Below are 22587 nucleotides of genomic sequence, written 5' to 3'. Positions count from 1 at the left end.
CCCTCAACACCCGACAATCCAACCATTCCGCGGGAGGAACACGTGCCACAACCAGTAGACGTTGGTTCAGTATTGGGAGGCCGCTATAAGGTCACTGCCTACGTACTGGCTTCTGCTGATCGGGATCTCGTGCTCGACGGCATGGATCAGGTTCTCAACCGGCCCGTCAGTATTCTGGTGGCCTCAGCCTCCAATGCGGACCAGATTGCGGCTACAGCCCGTGAGGTTGCCACGGGCGAACGAGCCGGCAACATTCAGGTCCTGGACTTGGGTGTCACCGACGAAAGCACCTACTTGGTGACCAACCGGGCAGCACCGGCCGATCTGCTGGATCTCGTTGTCCCCCGAGACTCGCCATTTGTTGAGCCGTTTTTCACCGACACCCTTGGGTCCGAGATCTTTGGCGGGCCGCGCTCCACCGAGCCGGAAACCTACGACGACGACGACTACGGTCCCGAAGAGGAGGATGACCGCCCGGCCAGAAAGTCTCGCTTGTCAAGAGCACGTCTGCCGAAGTTCGGCAAGGCAGCTCCTGCGGCAGGAGCGGCGGCAGGGGCCACCGCAGGCGCCGCTGCCACGGTCGCCGCCACCAGGGCAGTCCCGTCCGGCTCCCCGGCGCCCGGGTCCCGGGTTCCACCACCCCCGGCCGTGGCACCTCGAGTCGCTGATGGAGGTAGCGGCGGCGATCAGAGCCAGCCGAAAGTATCACTCTGGTCTGACCAGGACTACGACGCCGGTACCGAAAGCTCCCGGGCTGATCAGACCGGCCGGGCGGCATCGCACTTCCCAGCTGCGGCCGCTGCCAGCGCCCCTGCACTAGATGATGGCGGCGAGTCTGTCGACGACGCTGACGACGACCGCGGAAACAACCCAAAGTACACCCGGGTGCTCGTTGGTGTAGTGCTGACCATCATCTTGGTCACCGTTGTCGCGTTGGCAGTCAATCAGCTCAGTGGCTTTTTCTCACCCGATCTGGAGGCCGGACCCGGTACCGCCACAACCACCACCGCGACCCAAGCTACGGAGGAGCCGACCGAGGATGGCACTGCAACACCCTCTGAGGACAGCGAAGATACCGCCGAGCCAACCGTTGATCCAATCGATCCCATTCCGGCCGGCGTCACACGGCTCGTCCCCGATAATGCCGCCCTAAATGCCGCTAGCGACGGGGACTTGCCCCTCATCGTTGACGGTAATCCCGGTAGTTTTTGGGGAAGCCTGGTCTTCGCCAATGAGACCTTTGGTGGCCTCGCCCAGAGCATGGCTCTCGTTGTCGAACTTGAGGAAGAGTCGACCATCAACCAGATTCAGATCGAGCAGCTTAACGGTTCGGGCGGTAGCTTCACCGTTCTTCTGAACGACGAGCCAACCCTCGACGGTGCTGAGCAGATTGCGCAAAGCTCATTCACCGGTCCAACGACCAACATTCCGGTCCCACCCAACGCCGACGGTGAACCCGCTACCGCGCGGTACATCATTGTTAACCTTACTCAGCTTCCTCGCTTGACCAATGTCCAGGCGGTCTTCCCATGGGGCGTCCGGATTGCCGAGATTAGCGCCTCCTAGCTTGATCCTCAGCTGTTGAGCCAACCTGGCCTGGACGGAATAAGCTGGTCGGTGGAGCGGTTCTTATCAGTAGTCGCTCCATCGAGCCCCAAGGCTACTGTTGTGGTGTCAACAAAGGAAGGTTCACCAAACCCGTGAGTATAGAAACCGGCACATCCGGAACGACCAGCAACGATACACAGAAGATCCACGATGTGATCATTGTGGGCTCAGGCCCAGCCGGGTACACAGCAGCTGTGTACACCGCGCGTGCCAACTTGGCTCCGTTGATGATTGCCAGTTCGGTCAAGGCTGGCGGTGAATTGATGAACACCACCGATGTCGAAAATTACCCTGGCTTCCCTGACGGGGTCATGGGTCCAGACCTAATGGAACAATTTGAGAAACAGGCCGTCCGCTTTGGCACCGAAATCCTGTTCGAGGATGTCACATCGCTCGAATTGAGTGGGCTGGTAAAGAAGGTCACCATCGGGACCGGTGAAACCTACCTGTCCCGATCCGTCATTATCTCCACCGGATCTGAATACCGCGAGCTGGGGCTCGATGACGAGAAGCGCCTATCCGGTCACGGCGTCAGCTGGTGTGCCACCTGTGACGGATTCTTTTTCAAGGACCAGGACATTGCCGTTATTGGAGGGGGCGACTCGGCAATGGAGGAAGCACTCTTCCTGACGAAGTTTGCACGGACCGTCACAGTAGTGCACCGCCGTGAGTCCCTTCGCGCTTCCAAAATCATGCAGGATCGGGCGCTCAATCACGAGAAGATCCGTTTTATCTGGAATTCGGAAGTCATCGGAATCGACGGTGAGGCTAAGGTGACCGGTCTACGGCTTGGAAGCACTGTTGACGACTCCACCCAGCAACTCGCAGTGACCGGAGTGTTCGTTGCTATAGGTAATGATCCCCGGGTCGAGCTCGTCAAGGATCTGCTCGAATTAACGTCCGAGGGCACCATCGCCGTTCAGGGACGTACGTCAAAGACCTCGATGCCTGGCGTCTTCGCTGCCGGCGATGTTATCGATCCCACCTATCGCCAGGCCATCACGGCGTCGGGCTCCGGCTGTGTCGCAGCACTCGACGTCGAACACTATCTTGCCGACCTTGGCGATTCGATCGACACCGCTGCTGCAGTCCCTACCCCACCTGCCGAAAAAGTCTCTGAAGAAGCTCGCGTACTCAGCCCCAACCTAGGAGAACCACTATGACCGCTAGAGAAGTTACTGATGCCTCATTCGACGTCGACGTGCTGCAAGCCAGCAAGCCGGTACTCGTAGACTTCTGGGCAGAATGGTGTGGGCCTTGCCGGAAACTATCGCCAATTCTCGATGAGATCGCCGGAGAGCATTCCGAAAAGGTTGATGTTGTGAAACTCAACGTTGACGACAACCCCGCGACCGCCGCCAAGTATGGCATCACGTCCATCCCTGCCGTGTACGTTTTCAAAGATGGCGTCGTCGCTGCGCAGTCAATCGGAGCGAAGCCTAAGCAGGTCATCGAAGAAGAATTCGCTGATTTTCTGAAGTAACCCAGAGATCCTTCTGGATCAGCTATTTGGATCTTCGAGTAGCCACTGCCCCTTTCAACGGGGCGGTGGCTATTCTCGTTTTAGCACCCGCTTCAGATGAATTATGGCCGCCGAGGAAACATTCGGGCAGATCTACCAGCCGAGGCAGACCTAAACGACCATCCAGCCCTCTGGTGTACCCGCATCTCAGCTCAGTATCGGTTGCCTGTCATCTGACCTGTGAGCCTTGTCAATAGAATGGCCACACACGGGTCACCTCCAGAGTCTGGGCGCGTTAGTGAGCCCGCTACCGGCAGCGCACTCAGGTCATCCCGAGCTATTGGTTCGGCTCGTTCCCTCCACCCGTTTGCCAACATCAGGCGGCCGCCCCTGTGATTGACCGAAAAGATTGGTTTCACGTGAAACACTGGCGGCGCTGGGGTCCGCTCTAACCCCAATAGGACCCCAAAGTGAACTCAGAATCCGGGCGGAGGAGGAGGGGCCACAGGTCGACAGGTCTTCTCTACGTCATGGATTTGGCCGTGACTGACTGACCGTGACCATGACCGACCACCCAAGGCCCGAATATTATGACTGGAGGGTACGCTGTACATCCCCGATGGATCTGCCACGTCTACTATCCGGATCCAGGTGTTTCACGTGAAACGAGCAAGCGATGCTGTCCGGGGTCGCCTGAGGCTACCCGAAGGCCGGCGTCGACGGAGGCTCATTCGGAACAGTAGCGCCAGCGATCACGGCAACGCATACTTGCAACCCAAAGCCGCTTGTGGATGCCATGGTTCGCTCAGTGTCCGATTCCGCGCAGTGTGTTCCGGTGCACTGTCACGCAATCGACAACCGCCCGCCACCGATGGAATATGTTCGGCCGCTGGCCTTCGACGTGAACCATCCTGACCTGGTTACGATCGCTCACTACCTCGGTGACACTACAATCATGAATAGCGGTCGCATCTCTGGTCCATGCTGTCGGCGATCCGTGACTCCCATTTGACCCCGCTGTCCTCAACCCCGCCGTGAACTCTGCTTGACACGTATCGCCATCGGGTAGGCGGGCTCGATAAAAGTCTACTTCGTGAAAGCTTCATCTGCATGATTGTTTCACGTGAAACAAGCCCCCGAGGGACTACAGATTAGGCGAAGTAGCTCGGCGGTGTAATCGGGTGAGTAATCGAGCCAATCTGGTCACGACTACTCATGCCGGATCCTCATAGAACAAAAGCGGACTAAGGCGCCCAGTCGCTCCGGGCAAGGGGCTGCACCGCACGAGGAAGAGACCCCGAAGTCCGCCCCAGGTACGCCCTGCAAGGCCCGGAACCTGCTCAGGGGACTTCGAGTTCCACGTGGAACACCAGATTCGAACCCGGGACGTATGGGGCGGCCCATGAGATAGTCCCGACGGCATGCCGCCTTGCCTGAGGCCGATCGAGCGCGGCAGGCAAGCTACCGAAAGTCCGTCGCATCATGCTACATACCCTGATTGGACCAACCGAACTACAGTTCCGCGGGCTGGTCATCAATCCCAGCTGTTTCACGTGAAACAGCAGATGTAGCATGAAGCCAAGGCGAACCAGGCGTGCTTACGTGGGTTGCGACGCTCCCAAAACCCCCATAATTCGGTTAAGATCATCCACGCTGGCGAACTCAATGCTTACTTTTCCCTTCCGAGCTCCCAGGGTGATTTTTACGCTAGTGTCCAGTCGATCGGAAAGAGAGGTTGCTAGATAATCGAGCCGCTCATGTCGAGCGCCTGCGCGAGGGCTGGTGGGTTTCACAGGTCGCCTGAGCCCGTCACTCATCGACACCAGCTCCTCCGTTGTCCTCACCGAGAGGCCTTCAGCAACAATCTTCTGAGCGAGTTTCTCCATCTCAACCTGATCACTCAATCCGAGGAGGGCGCGGGCGTGTCCGGCCGAAAGGATCCCTGCCGCGAGCCTTCTTTGTACCAGCGGAGGGAGCTTCATTAGCCGAAGCGTATTGGAGATCTGGGGGCGCGAACGTCCAATGCGCTCAGCCAGCTCGTCATGGGAGCAGCCAAAATCATCAAGCAACTGCTGATATGCTGCTGCTTCTTCAAGCGGATTGAGCTGACTACGGTGCAGGTTCTCCAGGAGAGCATCCCTGAGAAGATCGTCGTCAGACGTCGATCGGATAATTGCCGGTACCGCAGCCAGGCCGGCTTCCCGCGAGGCACGCCAACGTCGCTCGCCCATCACCAGCTCGTAGGGCTGGTCGCCGCCCTCTACAGAAGGGCGCACCACGATAGGCTGCAGGACACCTATCTCACGAATCGAATTGACGAGTTCCGCCATCTCCTCATCGTCAAAAACACTACGGGGTTGCTTGCGGTTAGCGTGGATCAACCCAACCGGGATCTCCGCGAAGGTTGCCCCAGGCACCGCCACGAGGTCCAGTTCAGCATCGGAATGCGTCGTTTCACGTGAAACGTCTTCCAACTCCTCTATCTCTGCCGTCACCACATCACGACTGACTAAGGACACACCGAATTCTTCAGGAGCGCGCGCGAACTGAGATTCGACCTCGATCGACGGGGGAGCCCCGCCACCCGTGGGTGCGTTCGCCGCGGCCGCATCGGACTCTGGGGACGCTGCAGGCACTGCGGGACTGCCGCCTGACTTCCGTTGTCCGACGCGTTTGGGGGCCCTGGTCGGGGCTTTGAGGGCGTCTTTGTTGATTACCGAAGCATTCCGGGTGGACCGCGGCGAGTCGTCAATAGTACCGCCCTCGCTCACCGGGCGTTCCGAAGCGGCGGGAAAGAAAAGGTCGGCAGGGCGGCCGCTCCTCGGCGTTACCGTCTCCCTGACTGGATCCGGAGTCTCCACAGGTGCGCTTGGGATGAGAGCACCTAGCCCACGTCCCAATCCGCGTCGCTTTTCGGCCATGACAGGTCCCTTCAGGAGTGCAGAAACAATCTGCATCGTATGAATAGCTAAGTCCCACCCTACTGCGGATCGGGATCAATGGAGTCGAGGCAGGCTAACTGCGTTCGGCAATCTCGGAGGCAGCTTCAAGATAGGACAACGCGCCACTGGACGAAGGATCGTACGTCATCACAGTCTGTTGGTAACTGGGAGCCTCTGAGATTCTCACCGACCGAGGGACAACCGCCTTCAAAACCTGCTTCGGAAAGTGTTCGCGTACTTCCGCTGCAACCTGAGCGGCAAGGTTCGTCCTACCGTCGTACATGGTAAGAAGGATGGTGGATACCACCAAGTCAGCATTGAGATGCTTTTGAATCATCTCTATATTCTTCAACAGCTGGCTCAAGCCTTCCAGTGCATAGTATTCGCACTGGATGGGAATCAGGACCTCTTTGGCTGCAACAAACGCGTTGACAGTCAGGAGACCAAGGCTGGGGGGACAGTCAATAAAGATATAGTCCAATCGTTCCTCGCCCTGTTTGGACCGATCCTGTGCATACAGATCAATCGCCCGGCGCAGTCGCTGCTCCCGAGCGACAAGAGAGACCAATTCAATTTCAGCCCCAGCCAAGTGAATTGTCGCTGGTGCGCACAGAAGATTTGGTACGTCGGAGCAAGCGACTACAACGGTGCCCAACGGCAGATCATCGATTAGGACGTCGTAGATACTGTCAACCTCCGCATGATGAGGCACACCAAGGGCTGTCGATGCGTTTCCCTGCGGATCAATATCGATCACCAGGACCTTGAGTCCGGCCGCTGCGAGGGCCGCCGCAATATTCACAGTCGTAGTGGTCTTTCCAACCCCGCCCTTCTGATTGCTGACCGTGAGTACACGAGTACTCTCTGGTCGAGGAAGTCTCCGACTACTCAGCTTTTCCCGGCGCCGGTTCTCGCTGGCAAGCTCGCGGGCAAGCGGTGTGCTGTCGTCCATCGCATCCATGACATTCCTTGGTGCTGCGCTAGTGGTGTTCAACGGGGCAGAAGCTGGTGCCGTCGGTTGGGGACTAGTGATCATGAATGTTGTTTCACGTGAAACAATGCCCATATTGGCGGGATCAGCAAACACTTCTGGTTGAATTTCCCCGAGGGTCACTGCGAGGGAAGATCCTGCGGACATCAACGACTGATTCCGCTTTGCACTGTCTTTCGTGGTCACGCGGGATTACTCGCTTTCAACATACCGGGGCCGGTCCTCCTTCTAGACTAGCCTGTGCCCCCGACGAACCGGCCGTGAAACAGACGGTTCGGAGGAAGATTCGAGAAGGCTCCCCGCTACTATCCGACAATGATGCGCACAACAGTTGTTGGCTGTTCCAGAAGTCCATCCCCGACCTGAAGTACTACAGTTTGTCGTCCGCCCAGCTTGCGGATAAGTTTCGCGGCCCTGCTGACTTCCTCCGCGGCACTCTGTCCCTTGATCGCCAGAACCTGGCCGCTTCCGGCAAGAATAGGTATAGTCATCGCCGCAAGCCCCCCCAACGCTGATACAGCCCGAGCAGTGACCACGGTCGGGGTCACCTTACCCACGGCGTCCTCCGCGCGTCCACGGAATACCGCGACATTTCCGAGGTCGAGATCCTCAACCACTTCGTGCAACCATGTCACGCGTCGTTCGAGGGGTTCGATCAGCGTGAAGGTAAGATCGGGCCGAGCAACCGCCAAGGCGATGCCCGGCAGGCCTGCGCCGCTTCCGACGTCCGCCACTGACACCCCGGCGGGAAACAGTTCAGCGATGACCGCGCAGTTGAGCACGTGACGGCTCCACAGCCGGGGGACTTCTCGCGGCCCGAGTAAACCCCGTTCAATTCCGGTTGTTGCGAGATGTTCCACGAACCGTTCGGCGAGACCTAGCCGGTCACCAAAAATTGTCTGCGCGGCGCTGAACTCCGCTTCAGTCATGTCCACCATATGTTAGCCCTATCTTGGGGGGCTAGGAGTCAGCGGGCGAGACGACGATGTGCCGATCGGAGCCCTCGCCCTCCGACTCGCTAATCGATCCGGCCTCGGCCACAACGTCGTGCACAATCTTGCGCTCGTACGCCGACATTGGTTCCAGGGCTACGTCGTCGCCCGACTCCTTGACCTTATTGACTGCCTCGAGAGCGATCCCGCGGAGTTCCTTACCCCGCACCTCCCGGAAACCGTCGATGTCGAGAACCAGCCGTGAACGATTGTCCGTCGACGTCAGCACGGACAATCGGGCGAGCTCCTGCAGCGCCTCAAGTACCTCCCCATCTCTGCCCACCAGCCCACTCAGTGAACCACTGGGAGGGTCTTCAGAGACGATCGAGATATAGGTACGCCCGTTCCTCACCTCGATGTCGATGTCACCGTCGATATCGGCAATGTCCAGGAGTTCCTCAAGATAATCGGCTGCCACGTCGCCCTCATCCTCCAGCCGGCTGATCGTAGCTTGAGAGTCCGTTCCCGTTTCATCAGTGTCGACCACTTCTTTGGGGGTTGTCCCGGGAACATTCTCGACTGTCATTTCCGCTTCCTGTTCTTGCGCTGTGGCTGAATGCGCTGGCCCTTGGTCTCGGCGACCTCTTCCGCAACGGGATCGGCCTTCCTCTCCCCAAGCAGCGGCATCATCGGAAGTCCCTTTTTGGCACGTCTTTCGGCCAAGGCCTTGGCCGCAGGGGACCCCGGGGTAGGCATCCGGCGGATGACGTAGAACTGCTGTGCCATCGTCCAGATATTTGTTGTAGTCCAATAGATCAGTACACCGATAGGAAAGTTGATTCCACCAATACCGAAGACCAGCGGGAGGATGTAGAGCATCAATTTCTGCTGCCGCATGAAGGGGCTTTGCATGGCTTCTTCGGACATGTTCTTGGCCATAATCTGCTTCTGGGTAATGAACTGCGAAGCTGTCATGGCCAGGATCATGATCACCGACAGGATGATGACGCTGAGGTTGGCGTTGTCGCCGAAACTTCCGAGAAAGGTCGAGGATAGCGGAGCGCCAAAGATCGTGGCGTCGTCGAACTGACGCACCTCCTGCGCCGTCATCTCCCCGATGGTTTCACCGGTTTCGGAAGCGCTCGATACTCCGTTGAGTACAGTAAAAAGCGCGAAAAAGAACGGCATTTGGATCAGTATGGGCAGGCAGGCAGCAAACGGATTGGTGCCGTGCTTCTTGTACAGCGCCATCTGTTCCTGGGTCATCGCTTGACGGGACAGTTGGTCCGTTTTGCCCTTGTACTTCTTCTGCAACTTCCTCAGATCCGGCTGCAACGCCTGCATGCCGCGCTGCGCCTTGATCTGCTTGACGAAGACCGGAATAAGCGCTGCGCGGATGACAACGACGAGTCCCACGATGGACAACGTCCACGTCCAGCCGGACGCCGCATCCATCCCCAGAAAAGTAAACCCGTCGTGGAAGAACGTCATGATCCATGACACCAGCCACTGGAACGGGAAGAGGATGGTATTGAAGAAGTCCATAGCTATTTGCTCCTCAGGCCGCCGAGCGGCTCTCGTCATCAGCAGGAATCACAGGATGATTCAGCACAACAATTTTGGGTATTTTTCCAACGGCAAAAGACCGACCACCTGCGGGCACGTGGTCCACCCCACCGTCATTCCACGGATGGCATCGACAAACCCGCCAAACCGCAAGAGCACTGCCTTTGAAGGCACCGTGGATTGTTACGGCTTCCAGCGCATACGCCGAGCAGGAAGGGAAAAACCTACATACCTGGCCATAAAGAGGGGAAATCACTACCCGATAAGACTTCAGCACTGCAATCATGCAGTTGGCTGGCAGTTCACGCAGCGCCGACACACGTGGGGCAGCGGTCGTCATGTGCTGCCTCTCTTCCTACTGGATACCGAGTCGAAGGCCCGGTCGAAGTCGCTAGCAAGCTGACTCCAGGTTGCGTCAGCGGCAGGCGGCAGCGCCCGCACCACCACGGCCAGTCCACTGGGATGCCGGGATAAGGCTGACGAAGCCATTTGTCTAAGTCTCCTCTTAACGAGGTTTCGTGTCACGGCGTTCCCTACGCCCTTGGAGACGATGAACCCGAACCTGCTCGGATCCTCCCCGGGAATAGGCGCCATATACAACACCAAGTTCCGGCGCCCAGAACGGGAGCCGGAACGTACGGTATGGGTGAAATCTGAAGCGACTCGGACCCTATTAATGCGGGACAACACTAGGATGCCCTGGACGATCGGGGTGCTTTGGCATCGTGTGCCACCAGACTGGCCCGAGGCTTCGTCAAACTAGCTTGGCCTATTTAGGCCGACAGCTCGGTGCGGCCTTTGCCGCGGCGTGCTGAGAGGATAGCTCGGCCAGCGCGTGTGCGCATCCGAAGGCGAAAACCGTGCTTCTTAGCCCGGCGGCGGTTATTCGGCTGAAAGGTCCGCTTGCTCACTGTATTTACTCCAAGACAATCTTAGGATGCGTCCGGTCTGTTGCTACAAGGGGGAAGAACAGACTGACGATTCGACGTTGATGGCTGCGGATGGAGCAGAGACCGGCACATTTCATCAACTAAAACTGATGTGCAGGCATGCAGGATGCAGACATATAGGACTACATAACGTTAGGCGACCGGTCCCATGCCAGTCAAACCGAGCGACCAACGTGCCACAACGCTTTGAACGGCTACTCTGTGGACAACTCGAAATTCTGTTGCCCTAAAAGTCCTCCGCTGACGATCGTTGGCAGACTGGACGGCCGCGGAGGCCAGCTATCTTCTGTACTACCCTTCCTCTAGTCTTGCCCAAGGGTCATTTATCCACTAGCTGTGCATAACTCTGTGGATGATGGCCATTTTCAATGGACATGGTGAAGAGGTATTTTGTGGGCCCGGACGAGATAAATGATGTAGGGAGTTCCTGGCGCAAGGTCATTCGCACCCTCGAACACGATGAAAGGGTGACACCTCGACAGCGAGGCTTCGTTGTGCTGGCTCAGGCGCAGGGGCTTATCGGCACAACCCTTCTGGTCGCCGTTCCCAACGAACTCACTCGCGAGGTTCTTCAGACGCACCTTAAGGCCGCCCTGGATGAAGCCCTCCGGGCCGTGTTTCGCGAGGATTTGCAGTGCGCTTTTGTCATCGACCCGGAGTTGACTCCGGTGGAGGTGGAAGAGACCGAACCTGTCCACACTACGGAGCCGGCGCGTGAAGAAATCAAACCCGCTCCCACACTCCCTAGTAACTCCCATGAATTTGGTCGCCTCAATCCTAAGTATGTTTTCGATACCTTCGTGATTGGATCTTCCAATCGTTTCGCCCACGCGGCGGCGGTTGCTGTTGCCGAAGCTCCGGCAAAGGCCTACAACCCTCTATTCATCTATGGGGATTCCGGGCTTGGTAAGACTCACCTCCTCCATGCCATCGGCCACTATGCCCGCCACCTTTACACCGGCATCCGGGTTCGATATGTGAATTCTGAGGAGTTCACCAACGACTTCATTAACTCGATCAGGGACGACGAGGGTACAAGCTTCAAGCAGACATATCGAAATGTCGACATACTTCTCATTGACGATATCCAATTCCTCTCGGGAAAAGACCGGACCCAGGAAGAGTTTTTCCACACATTCAATGCCCTTCACAACCACAACAAGCAAGTAGTCATCACCTCAGACCTACCCCCAAAACAACTTTCGGGATTCGAGGAGCGGATGAGATCTCGGTTCGAGTGGGGTCTTCTCACCGATATCCAGCCCCCCGAGCTAGAGACCCGGATAGCTATTCTCCGGAAGAAGGCCATCAGCGAAGGGATGAGTGCGCCCGATGACGTCCTCGAGTACATCGCCTCGAAAATTTCAACCAACATCAGGGAGCTCGAGGGTGCCCTCATCCGGGTTACCGCTTTCGCCAGCCTCAATCGCCAGCCCGTCGACGTAACGCTCGCCGAGGTGGTTCTCAAGGACCTCATTACCGACGACGGCGCTCAGGAAATCACCTCGGCCGTCATTATGGCTCAGACCGCCGACTACTTCCAGATCAGCATGGAAGAGCTCTGCAGCAAGTCACGTACACGAACATTGGTCACAGCACGGCAAATCGCCATGTATCTTTGCCGAGAGCTGACGGATATGTCGCTGCCGAAAATCGGACAGGAACTTGGCGGTCGGGACCACACCACTGTTATTCACGCCGATCGGAAGATCCGTGAGTTGATGGCGGAGCGTCGAGCCATCTTCAATCAGGTCACAGAACTCACCAACCGGATCAAACATCGCCGTAAAGACGCCTAACTACAGCTGAAGTATTAACAGGTGTGGATATTTCTGTGGATAACTGGTCGAACAACACGTCCTTTGCTGAGGACAACTTCGCCAGGACTGTGGATCGGCTCAAAATCAAGGGATTCGCCCACACCTCACCCTGTGTTCGTCGGGCTACTATTCACACCTTCTCAACAAGCTGTGGCCCTCTACGACTAGCTGTACTTCAGTTATCCACAGTTTCAACAGGCGTTACTACCACTACGAACCTTAAATCCAAGAGTTCTTCCACATAACATTTTCCCATCAGGTTCCACCGCCACATCGTCACCCGCCGCCTCTAAGAGCAGAGGCAAGGCGTCCCTCGACAGTCAGGCTAAGCTTTCTGTGAGTACTGTTGTTCCTTGCCCTGCGGCAGAGCCCTTTCCCGCTGGCCAGTAAACTTCCCAAGAATGATGTTGAGAAAGGCGGGACCCTTCAGTGAAATTCAGAGTTGAGCGGGATGTTCTGGCTGAGGCTGTTACCTGGACAGCACGTTCGCTGTCCCCCCGCCCACCGGTTCCTGTGCTTTCCGGCCTGTTGATCAAAGCAGCTGGCGGAACCCTCAGCCTTGCCAGCTTCGACTACGAAATTTCTGCTCGCCTCGAGATCCCTGCCGATATCGCTGAAGAAGGGACTATTCTCGTGTCCGGGAGGCTGCTGGCCGACATTTGCCGTAGCTTGCCGTCTGCTCCCGTTGAGGTAGAGACGGAAGGAACCAAAGTAACGCTGACCTGCCGCAACAGCCGTTTCAACCTCGCGACCATGCCGGAAGGCGAATACCCCGAGCTTCCCACACCGCCAGAAATCAGTGGCGTCGTTGACGGAGATGCATTCGCTCAGGCTGTCTCACAGGTAATCATCGCAGCGAGTCGCGACGATACCCTTCCTATTCTTACCGGGGTTCGAATGGAGATTGAGGACGATCTTATTACTCTTCTCGCAACCGACCGATACCGGCTGGCCCTGCGGGAAGTCACCTGGAAGCCCGGGACACCGGGAATCTCAACTAGCGCCCTTGTCAAAGCGAAAACCCTCAACGAAGTAGCAAAAACCCTAGGTAGCTCAGGAGATCTCAGTATTGCCCTGTCGAGTGACAGGGAACTGATCGGGTTCGAAAGTGGCGGACGCCGCACCACGTCGCTGCTCGTTGACGGCGACTACCCAAAGATCCGTGCCTTGTTTCCGGAAAGCACTCCCATCCACGCAACAGTTGAAACCAGTGTGCTGGTTGAAGCTGTCCGCCGAGTGTCACTTGTAGCGGAACGCAATACTGCCGTTCGGATGGCCTTTAGCGCGGGGCAGGTCACTCTTGATGCCGGCACAGGCGAAGACGCCCAGGCGTCCGAGGCAATTGAAGCCACTCTCGATGGAGATGACATCACCGTTGCCTTCAACCCCCACTACCTGAGCGAGGGCCTCGGCGCCTTCAGTAGCAAGTTCGTTCGTTTTTCTTTCACCACGCCTCCGAAGCCGGTAGTGATTTCCGCCCAGGAAAACGCAACCGGCGAGGATCGCACCGATTACCGCTACTTGCTGATGCCAGTTCGAATGGCTAACCAGTAAGCAACGTTGACCACCTGACCATATTGGTCGGATCCCGGTCACTGCCCACAGGAAGAGAAGTAGCAATGCACATTGGCCTCGTCGGACTTGGCAAAATGGGCTTCAACATGCGGGAGCGGCTCCGTCGGAGAGGGATAGCTGTCACCGGGTTTGACCGGAATCCAGCTATTTCTGACGTCCTTTCACTCGACCTGTTGGTCGCTTCGCTCCAGACTCCGCGAGTGATCTGGATGATGGTGCCGGCCGGAGCGGCTACCGAATCTGTTGTTCAGGACCTTGCTGCACGCTTGGATGATGGTGACCTGATCATCGACGGCGGAAATTCGCGGTTCACCGACGACCAAAGGAACGCTGAACTGCTCGCCGCGCGGGGCATCGCTTTTGTCGATTGTGGTGTTTCTGGAGGCGTGTGGGGCCTTGAAAACGGCTATGGCCTGATGGCGGGTGGCGCTCCCACCGACGTGCAACGTGTCCTCCCTGTCTTTGATGCGCTTCGGCCAGAGGGGCCCCGCGAGGAGAGCTTCGTCCATGTCGGGAATGTAGGAGCGGGCCACTACGCCAAGATGGTCCATAATGGCATCGAATATGGGTTGATGCAGTCCTATGCTGAAGGATATGAGTTGTTGGCAGCAAAGGACATCATCAAAGATGTCCATGGCACTTTCCAGGCCTGGCAGCATGGAACAGTTGTCCGGTCCTGGTTGCTTGATCTTCTGGTTAAGGCCCTCGAAGACGACCCAGCGTTGACCAGGACCGCAGGATATGTTGAGGACTCAGGTGAGGGACGGTGGACTGTCGAGGAAGCCATCGCCAGCGAGATTCCGGTACCCGCGATCACGGCTGCGCTGTTTGCCCGGTTCTCATCCCGGCAGGACGATGCCCCAGCCATGAAGATGGTTGCAGCGCTTCGCCACCAGTTTGGTGGACACGCGGTTCGTGCCCCCAAGGAATCCGCGTGAGTGGAGCACAGTGTACGTCCAGCATCTATCACTGACAGATTTCCGTAGTTATGGCCAGGTCGAAGTACCGCTTGAGGCTGGAATCACGGTCTTTGTAGGGCCCAATGGGGTAGGCAAAACCAACATTGTCGAGTCTATCGGTTACCTTGCCTCGATGTCCTCGCATCGGGTCAGCACGGATAAGCCACTCATTGCATTCGGCGCCGAACGCGCCCTGGTCAGGGGAAGATTGGTCCGCGGCACCCAAACTACCAGCGTCGAGGTCGAAATCAATGCTGACCGCGCGAACCGGGCCAGAATAAATCGAGCCAACCCGGTGCGAGCCGGCGATGCAGCGGGAATACTCCGGACTGTTCTCTTCGCACCGGAGGACCTCGCCCTGGTCAAGGGGGATCCCTCGAACCGACGTCGTTTCGTCGACGAGTTGATGGTGACATTGCTGCCGCACCGGGCAGGGATGAACACCGACTACGAGCGGGTGCTCAAGCAGCGGAATGCTCTCCTCAAGTCTGCCCGGAACAGTGGAAAGTTCTCCGCCTCCCATGAAGCCACCCTCGACGTGTGGGATCAGCATCTAGCTCAAACGGGGGCCAGGTTGTTGCATGCGCGGTTGGCGCTGTTGGCACAACTACAGCCACATTTGGAACGCGCATATCGTCAGTTGACCGATGGATCAAAAACTGCGGAAGCAACCTATCGCTCCACCCTGTCGGGTCCCGCAGCCGACGGCGCGCCCGGTGAAGACAAATCCCTAGGTTCGCTTGGAGTGGAGGACCTGACGGACAAGTTCATCGCCGAACTTCTTACCCAACGGAAGAGGGAGCTCGACCGGGGGATTTCATTGGTTGGGCCCCACAGGGATGATGTGGAATTGATCCTCGGTGGAACTATTGCCAAGGGGTACGCCTCCCATGGAGAAACCTGGTCCCTGGCCTTGGCGTTGAGGTTGGGCTCGTACTACCTGTTGATGGATGACGACCGGACGCCCGGGGCTGGCCCGGTACTCATTCTTGATGATGTTTTCGCTGAGCTTGATACAAGCCGGCGTAGGAAGCTCGCCGCAATTGTGAGCGGGGCTGAACAGGTATTGGTGACAGCGGCAGTTAGTGCAGACATTCCTGAGGCTCTTGCGGGACGCCAATTCCAGGTTGTTCCGGGAGGACTGGTTCATGGCGGTGCCTAGGGAACCGGCACAAGACAGCGACACCCCCGCGGGGTCGGATGAGAATGATCAACCGGTAGTCAATGATATTCAATTGAATGCGCCACAGTCACTGCTCAACCGGGTGCGGGATGCCTCCAAGAGTCGTGGAAACACCCGGTTACCCGCGAGCCAGCGAGCAGTCGTTGTGCCTAAACGCCGGCAAACAGGGGCGATCACGTATTCCGGACGCGATCCAGAAGGCGTGGGAAATGTGTTCAACAGGTTACTGAGTGAACGAGGTTGGAAGTCGCCGGTAGCCGTAGGAGCGGTGCTGGCGCGCTGGGATGAACTCGTTGGACAAGAAATTGCGGTCCATTGCCGGCCGGAAAGTTTCGACGGCAATACGGTCCTGGTCCGGTGTGATTCGACAGCATGGGCTACCCAGCTGAGGTTGATCAGCCCGATGTTGATTCAGAAGTTCGACACGGAGCTAGGCTCCGGCGTCGTCACCCGTATTTCGGTGCTTGGACCGGCTTCCCCAAACTGGCGCAAAGGGGGGCGGACCGTAAAGGGAAGGGGGCCCCGCGACACCTACGGATAGGACACGGTACCGATGCATTGGACCGGCCTCTTGCGAGTTCGGTAAACGCCGTGTAGGGCTGTGAACTCCCCGCAGGACGTATCCGTCCCTAGTGGCCTCCCCCGGGAGCCTCCTAACCGGCTTTATTCGCCAGTAGAGGGCTATTTAGTGCCGAATTGGCCATGGGGGCAGGGTAGAATGGGGAGTGGGCATTCCCGAGGGGATGCCTTTGACCTGTTGCCTGCTCCGTAGGCGTTAGACAGAGAAGTTAATTACCTAAAGATTCCTACCTTTGAGGAGCCGACAGCGCCTGTGGCTAATGACAATGAGCTGGACGCCAAAACCCAGGGCACTCCGCAGTCTGCTGCAGGAGCCCAAAATGGGACCACCGGATACGACGCGAGCGATATTAGCGTCCTGGAAGGTCTTGAGGCGGTTCGCAAACGCCCGGGCATGTACATTGGTTCGACCGGCCCACGCGGGCTCCATCACCTGGTTAATGAGGTGGTTGACAACTCGGTCGATGAGGCGCTTGCTGGGCATTGCGACACCATCAGGGTGACCTTGCTGGCGGACGGGGGCGTCCGGGTCATTGATAATGGACGCGGAATCCCAGTGGACATGCACCCCACCGAGGGGCGGCCTACGGTTGAGGTTGTCATGACAATCCTTCATGCCGGCGGTAAGTTCGGCGGGGGTGGCTACGCGGTGTCGGGTGGCCTGCATGGCGTCGGTATATCAGTGGTCAACGCCCTGTCGTCGCGGGTGGAAACCGAAGTGAAACGTCAAGGGTACGTCTGGAATCAGTCCTTCGCCGATGGAGGTAAGCCGGTTGGTGAGCTACGCCGGGGGGCCGAAACCACCGAAACAGGGACCACCCAGACGTTCTATCCTGACGCCACGATTTTCGAGACCGTGGAGTTCGATTTTGAAACCCTCCGTGCCCGGTTCCAGCAAATGGCCTTCCTGAACAAGGGGCTTCGCATTATCCTCGTGGATGAGCGGGCCGCCGAGGTGGAAACCGAGGAGATCGCTGAGACCTCAGCTGGCGGCGCTGTGGAAGAGCACGCTCCGAAGCACCGTCAGGTGGACTACATGTATGAGAACGGGTTGCTTGACTACGTCAATCACCTGAACTCATCCAAGCGAGTCGATGTGATTCACGAGGACGTCATCGGGTTCGAAACTGAAGACACCGACCGCAAGATCGCCGTTGAAGTGGCCATGCAGTGGACCAGTGCGTATTCAGAAAGTGTTCATACCTACGCCAACACCATCAATACCCATGAAGGCGGTACACACGAAGAGGGTTTTCGTGCGGCGATGACATCCCTCATTAACCGCTATGCGCGGGATAAAAACATCATCAAGGAGAAAGACGAAAACCTCACCGGCGATGACATCCGCGAGGGCTTGACGGCAGTTGTCTCTGTGAAGCTTTCCGAACCGCAGTTTGAAGGCCAGACGAAAACCAAACTGGGCAACTCGGAAGCCAAGGGCTTTGTTCAGCGGGTGGTCACCGATCAGCTTGGTGACTGGCTGGAACGCAATCCTGGTCCGGCACGGGACGTGATTCGCAAATCAATCCAGGCTGCGCAGGCGCGGCTCGCTGCGCGGAAGGCCCGCGAATCGACTCGCCGCAAAGGCCTTCTCGAATCGGGGGGCATGCCCGGCAAGCTGAAGGACTGCCAATCGAAGGACCCTTCGAAGTCGGAAATTTACATTGTGGAGGGCGATTCAGCAGGTGGTTCGGCCGTTCGAGGCCGTAACCCTGACACTCAGGCGATCCTTCCCCTGCGCGGCAAGATCCTGAACGTTGAACGGGCGCGGCTCGATCGCGCCTTGGGTAACAGCGAAGTGCAGGCCATGATTACCGCGTTCGGCGCCGGAATTGGCGAGGACTTCGACGTCGCGAAGGCCAGGTATCACAAGATCGTGTTGATGGCTGATGCTGATGTTGATGGCCAGCACATCACCACGCTGCTCCTGACCCTTTTGTTCCGCTATATGAGGCCATTGATTGAAAACGGCTACGTCTATCTGGCGCAGCCACCCCTCTACCGGATCAAGTGGTCCAACGCCACCCATTCTTATGTCTTCAGCGACCGTGAACGGGATGAAGTCATCAAGATGGGGCTGGCCAACAATCAGCGGTTGCCCAAGGACAACGGTGTGCAGCGGTACAAGGGCCTCGGGGAGATGAACTACACCGAACTTTGGGAGACCACCATGGATCCCGATAACCGCACGCTGCTGCAGGTTACGGTCGACGACGCGGCCGCAGCGGATCAGACCTTCTCGGTCTTGATGGGTGAAGATGTCGAGTCCCGTCGAAACTTCATTCAGCAGAACGCGAAGGACGTTAGATTCCTCGATATTTAGGGAGCACGGGCGACGTATTACGTCACAGCGACCTCCAACGGCCTTGGTACTTAGACACTGAACGGAACTAACGTATGAGCGACGAAGAAACACCCGACCTTCCCCTCGAAGGGCGTGTCCTCTCCGATCGAGTAGAACAGGTCGACCTGCAGACGGAGATGCAACGGTCTTACCTGGACTACGCGATGGCAGTCATTGTTGGTCGCGCGCTGCCTGACGTCCGTGATGGGTTGAAACCAGTTCACCGGCGGGTTCTCTACGCAATGTTCGACGGTGGATATCGCCCGGACCGTTCCTTTAACAAGTGTGCCCGCGTGGTGGGTGAGGTCATGGGTCAGTACCACCCCCACGGTGATACTGCGATCTACGACGCGTTGGTCCGCCTGATTCAGGACTGGACCATGCGGTACCCGCTGGCTCTGGGGCAGGGTAACTTCGGGTCACCCGGCAATGACGGAGCGGCCGCTCCCCGGTACACCGAAACCAAGATGGCTCCGCTCGCGATGGAGATGGTCCGCGACATCGACGAAGAAACCGTCGATTTTCAGGACAATTACGACGGCAAGAACCAGGAGCCGACGATCCTCCCGGCCCGATTCCCCAACCTGCTTGTCAACGGATCATCGGGTATAGCCGTTGGCATGGCCACCAACATCCCACCACACAATCTCCGCGAGGTTGCCTCAGGTGTTCAGTGGTACCTGGAAAACCCCGACGCCACCAAGGAAGAGCTTCTAGAGGAACTTTTGGTGCGCGTTAAGGGCCCGGACTTCCCGACGGGGGCACAGATTCTGGGCCACAAGGGAATCGAGGACGCCTATCGGACCGGGCGTGGATCAGTCACGATGCGTGCCGTGGTCAATGTTGAGGAAATCCAGGGCCGCACCTGCCTGGTGGTCACCGAGTTGCCCTACCAGGCCAACCCCGACAACCTGGCTATCAAGATTGCTGATCTGGTCAAGGACGGCAAGATCAGCGGGATCGCCGATCTCCGCGATGAAACATCGGGTCGGACCGGACAGCGCCTGGTGATTGTTCTGAAGCGGGACGCTGTCGCCAAGGTGGTGCTGAACAATCTCTACAAGCACACCCAGCTCCAGGACAACTTCAGCGCCAACATGCTGGCCATCGTCGACGACGTACCCCGCACGCTGAGCCTTGATGCCTTCATCAGGCATTGGGTCACCCACCAGCTCGAGGTCATCGTCCGGCGGACGCAGTATCGGTTGCGGAAAGCTGAGGAAGCAGCCCACATATTGCGCGGCCTACTGAAGGCACTTGACGCACTCGATGAAGTTATTGCCCTGATCAGGAGGTCATCAACTGTCGAAGACGCCCGCCACGGGTTGATGGGGTTGCTGGCTATCGATGAGATTCAGGCGCAGGCCATCCTGGATATGCAACTACGCCGCCTCGCTGCCCTGGAACGCCAGAAGATCCAGGACCAGCACGCGAAGTTGGAGGCGGAGATCACGGAATACCAGAAAATCCTGGCCTCCAACCAACTGCAACGGGATATTGTCTCCACCGAACTCCGCGAAATCGTCGATAAGCACGGCGACGACCGCCGCACCGAAATCCTGATGGGCTTCGACTCGGACATGAGCATGGAGGACCTGATCCCCGAGGAAGAGATGGTTGTGACCATCACCCGCGGCGGTTACGTCAAAAGGACCCGTAGCGACAACTACCGACAGCAGGCGCGGGGAGGCAAGGGCATCAAGGGTGCCCAGCTCCGCGGGGATGACGTCGTCGAGCACTTCTTTGTCACCACCACCCACCACTGGTTGCTCTTCTTCACCAACCTGGGACGGGTCTACCGGGCCAAGGCGTACGAGTTGGTCGAGGCAGGACGGGACGCGAAGGGTCAACACGTAGCTAACCTGCTTGCTTTCCAGCCTGACGAATCCATTGCTCAGGTCCTGGATCTGCGTGACTACCAACAGTCTCCGTATCTGGTCCTGGCAACCAAGCGCGGCCTGGCGAAGAAGACCCGGCTGGAGGATTACGACACCAACCGTACGGCCGGGGTCATCGCCATCAACCTGCGCGACGGCGACGAACTGGTTTCCGCTCAGCTGGTCTCTGAAAGCGATGACATGATGCTGGTCTCGCGTAAGGGGCAGTCCCTCCGATTCACGGCGACAAATGATGCGCTACGGCCTATGGGCAGGGCAACATCGGGTGTCACTGGCATGAAGTTCCGCGACGACGATGAATTATTGGCCGCCAATGTGGTCACCGACGAATCATTTGTGTTCATTGTGACGGAAGGGGGGTTCGCCAAGCGGACCAAGGTCGAGGAATACCGCGTACAGGGTCGAGGTGGTCTGGGGATCAAGGTGGCCAAGCTCGCTGAGGAACGGGGCGACCTGGTTGGGGCGCTGATTGTTCAGGAAGAGGATGAGGTGCTCGTGGTGATGGGCGGCGGTAGGGTGGTTCGCTCAGCTGTGACTGGAGTTCCGGCCAAGGGCCGCGACACTATGGGTGTCATCTTCGCCAAGCCCGACAAGAAGGACCGCATCATCGCCGTCGCACGCAACAGCGAGCGAGGACTGACGGTGGAGGATGGTGCCGAGGACCCGGGGACCGAAGGAGGCGAATCACTGGGGGCAGTGACCGATGAAGTACCGTTGACGTCAGAAGAAACGACTGAGCGGGAAGCGCAGTCACCAGATAATGGAGGTACCGAGTGAGCTCGCCCAACTCTAGCCCACGGGCAACCGGAGGATCGGTCAGACAGACTGGTACCGGACCCCGCGTAAACGCTCCCGCACGGCCAACCCAGCGGCCAGCTGGTGCCGCCCCCGGTACACGCCCCGGAGCTGTACGTCCTGGGCTGGTGAAACCAGCACCCAAAGCCAAGGCGCGCAAGGCAAGACTTCTGGTGAGCAAGGTGGACCCTTGGTCTGTCCTGAAGATGTCATTCTTGCTATCGGTCGCCTTGGGGATAGTGACAGTGGTTGCAGCGATCGTCATTTGGACGGTGCTGGACCTCACAGGGATTTTTGATGGAGTGAATGACCTGCTGCGTGAGATAGCGGGTTCTGAAAGTGGAGGGTTTGATCTCCGCCAGTTTGCTTCGCTCGGTCAGGTGGTGTCCTTCGCAACAATCATTGCCGTCGTCAATGTGGTGCTCTTGACTGCTCTGGCCATGTTATCGGCCGTGCTGTACAACATTTCGTCGACGTTGGTCGGCGGTATTGGGGTTACTCTCACCGACGACTGACCGTCCAGGTGAGGGCCTGTTTGCGAACGATTTGATGATTGCCGAGATACTCCTGTAAAGTCGTGTTTCGGCCCGAACAGGCTTCGGGGCGTATAGCTCAGGCGGTTAGAGCGCTTCGCTGATAACGAAGAGGTCCCAGGTTCAAGTCCTGGTACGCCCACGGACCTACCAGCCGCAGGTAACTGCGATAGGAGGAACACTGTGAAGAAGTTGTTGGTTATCGCAGCAGCTGTTGCAAGTGCTTTCGCCTATAAGAGGTGGCAGGAGTCCGAGAGGGAAAAAGCGGTATGGAGTAGGGCGACCGACACGGTCGGCTAAGCTATACTGGTGAGGTTGCCGTCACGGCAATCGTTCGGGGGCATGGCGCAATTGGTAGCGCACCTGCTTTGCAAGCAGGGGGTTCGGGGTTCGAGTCCCCGTGCCTCCACCGAAAGGAAAAGGTTCCGGTCTGTTGACCGGAACCTTTTT

At 57.9% G+C, this 22587-nt stretch carries 20 protein-coding genes and 2 tRNA genes; 14 read left to right on the top strand and 8 right to left on the bottom strand.

The features are described 5' to 3' along the window. Nucleotides 1-42: 42 nt before the first annotated feature. From ACX80G_RS10000 to trxA, 3 genes are all read left to right on the top strand, one after another. Nucleotides 43-1566, top strand: coding sequence for an ABC transporter substrate-binding protein (locus ACX80G_RS10000; protein ID WP_459307488.1), 1524 nt, complete (start codon nt 43-45; stop codon nt 1564-1566). A 134-nt stretch (nt 1567-1700) separates the two neighbouring features. Then, nucleotides 1701-2771: a thioredoxin-disulfide reductase gene (gene trxB / locus ACX80G_RS09995; protein ID WP_459307487.1), complete on the top strand. Its 1071-nt coding sequence runs from the start codon at nt 1701-1703 to the stop codon at nt 2769-2771. Continuing rightward, on the top strand, nt 2768-3091 hold the full coding sequence (trxA, locus tag ACX80G_RS09990) for a thioredoxin (RefSeq protein ID WP_459307486.1): 324 nt from the start codon (nt 2768-2770) through the stop codon (nt 3089-3091). The genes trxB and trxA overlap by 4 nt, the downstream gene beginning before the upstream one ends. A 1577-nt stretch (nt 3092-4668) precedes the next feature. Here trxA and ACX80G_RS09985 read toward each other — a convergent pair. From ACX80G_RS09985 to rpmH, 8 genes are all read right to left on the bottom strand, one after another. Then, nucleotides 4669-5991 (bottom strand): ParB/RepB/Spo0J family partition protein, encoded by a 1323-nt coding sequence (locus tag ACX80G_RS09985; protein ID WP_459307485.1) that lies wholly within the window; start codon nt 5989-5991, stop codon nt 4669-4671. Nucleotides 5992-6085: 94 nt separating this feature from the next. After that, nucleotides 6086-7048: a ParA family protein gene (locus tag ACX80G_RS09980; protein WP_459307623.1), complete on the bottom strand. Its 963-nt coding sequence runs from the start codon at nt 7046-7048 to the stop codon at nt 6086-6088. Between the two features lie 260 nt (nt 7049-7308). Further along, nucleotides 7309-7941, bottom strand: a complete 633-nt coding sequence (gene rsmG / locus ACX80G_RS09975) for a 16S rRNA (guanine(527)-N(7))-methyltransferase RsmG (RefSeq protein WP_459307484.1) — start codon at nt 7939-7941, stop codon at nt 7309-7311. 22 nt (nt 7942-7963) lie between these two features. Next, a complete protein-coding gene (locus ACX80G_RS09970; RefSeq protein WP_459307483.1) occupies nt 7964-8521 on the bottom strand; it encodes a Jag family protein in 558 nt (185 codons plus the stop codon). Continuing rightward, the gene (gene yidC / locus ACX80G_RS09965; RefSeq protein WP_459307482.1) at nt 8518-9480 is read right to left on the bottom strand and encodes a membrane protein insertase YidC; all 963 of its coding nucleotides are present in this window, start codon (nt 9478-9480) and stop codon (nt 8518-8520) included. Before yidC ends, ACX80G_RS09970 begins: the two co-directional genes overlap by 4 nt. 13 nt (nt 9481-9493) lie before the next feature. Beyond that, on the bottom strand, nt 9494-9841 hold the full coding sequence (gene yidD, locus ACX80G_RS09960; protein ID WP_459307481.1) for a membrane protein insertion efficiency factor YidD: 348 nt from the start codon (nt 9839-9841) through the stop codon (nt 9494-9496). Next, a complete protein-coding gene (gene rnpA / locus ACX80G_RS09955; protein ID WP_459307480.1) occupies nt 9838-10191 on the bottom strand; it encodes a ribonuclease P protein component in 354 nt (117 codons plus the stop codon). The genes yidD and rnpA overlap by 4 nt, the downstream gene beginning before the upstream one ends. Before the next feature lie 83 nt (nt 10192-10274). Next, entirely contained in the window at nt 10275-10412 is a 138-nt protein-coding gene (gene rpmH, locus ACX80G_RS09950) for a 50S ribosomal protein L34 (RefSeq protein ID WP_022892375.1), read from the bottom strand. Nucleotides 10413-10825: 413 nt separating this feature from the next. Here rpmH and dnaA point away from each other — a divergent pair, with 413 nt between their 5' ends. The 11 genes from dnaA (at nt 10826) to ACX80G_RS09895 (ending at nt 22546) form a co-directional block, all read left to right on the top strand. Further along, nucleotides 10826-12250, top strand: a complete 1425-nt coding sequence (gene dnaA / locus ACX80G_RS09945; RefSeq protein WP_459307622.1) for a chromosomal replication initiator protein DnaA — start codon at nt 10826-10828, stop codon at nt 12248-12250. Nucleotides 12251-12700: 450 nt separating this feature from the next. Next, complete coding sequence (dnaN, locus tag ACX80G_RS09940) at nt 12701-13825, top strand: DNA polymerase III subunit beta (RefSeq protein WP_459307479.1); 1125 nt, start codon at nt 12701-12703, stop codon at nt 13823-13825. Nucleotides 13826-13890: 65 nt separating this feature from the next. Beyond that, nucleotides 13891-14784: a phosphogluconate dehydrogenase (NAD(+)-dependent, decarboxylating) gene (gene gnd, locus ACX80G_RS09935; protein ID WP_459307478.1), complete on the top strand. Its 894-nt coding sequence runs from the start codon at nt 13891-13893 to the stop codon at nt 14782-14784. Between the two features lie 10 nt (nt 14785-14794). Then, nucleotides 14795-15967 (top strand): DNA replication/repair protein RecF, encoded by a 1173-nt coding sequence (recF, locus tag ACX80G_RS09930; RefSeq protein ID WP_459307477.1) that lies wholly within the window; start codon nt 14795-14797, stop codon nt 15965-15967. Next, complete coding sequence (locus ACX80G_RS09925; protein ID WP_459307476.1) at nt 15954-16529, top strand: DciA family protein; 576 nt, start codon at nt 15954-15956, stop codon at nt 16527-16529. The genes recF and ACX80G_RS09925 overlap by 14 nt, the downstream gene beginning before the upstream one ends. A 291-nt stretch (nt 16530-16820) precedes the next feature. After that, a complete protein-coding gene (gene gyrB / locus ACX80G_RS09920) occupies nt 16821-18890 on the top strand; it encodes a DNA topoisomerase (ATP-hydrolyzing) subunit B (protein WP_459307475.1) in 2070 nt (689 codons plus the stop codon). 74 nt (nt 18891-18964) lie between these two features. After that, a complete protein-coding gene (gyrA, locus tag ACX80G_RS09915) occupies nt 18965-21586 on the top strand; it encodes a DNA gyrase subunit A (protein WP_459307474.1) in 2622 nt (873 codons plus the stop codon). Further along, nucleotides 21583-22119: a DUF3566 domain-containing protein gene (locus ACX80G_RS09910; protein WP_459307473.1), complete on the top strand. Its 537-nt coding sequence runs from the start codon at nt 21583-21585 to the stop codon at nt 22117-22119. The genes gyrA and ACX80G_RS09910 overlap by 4 nt, the downstream gene beginning before the upstream one ends. 86 nt (nt 22120-22205) lie before the next feature. After that, a tRNA-Ile gene (locus tag ACX80G_RS09905) sits at nt 22206-22279 on the top strand. Nucleotides 22280-22320: 41 nt separating this feature from the next. Continuing rightward, nucleotides 22321-22437, top strand: a complete 117-nt coding sequence (locus ACX80G_RS09900; protein ID WP_459307472.1) for a DLW-39 family protein — start codon at nt 22321-22323, stop codon at nt 22435-22437. A gap of 36 nt (nt 22438-22473) precedes the next feature. Beyond that, nucleotides 22474-22546, top strand: a tRNA-Ala gene (locus ACX80G_RS09895). The last annotated feature ends 41 nt before the right edge of the window (nt 22547-22587 follow it).

It is taken from the genome of Arthrobacter glycogeni (assembly GCF_054510815.1).
Note: the sequence above shows the minus strand (reverse complement) of the source record. Positions and strands in the feature narration are given on the sequence as shown.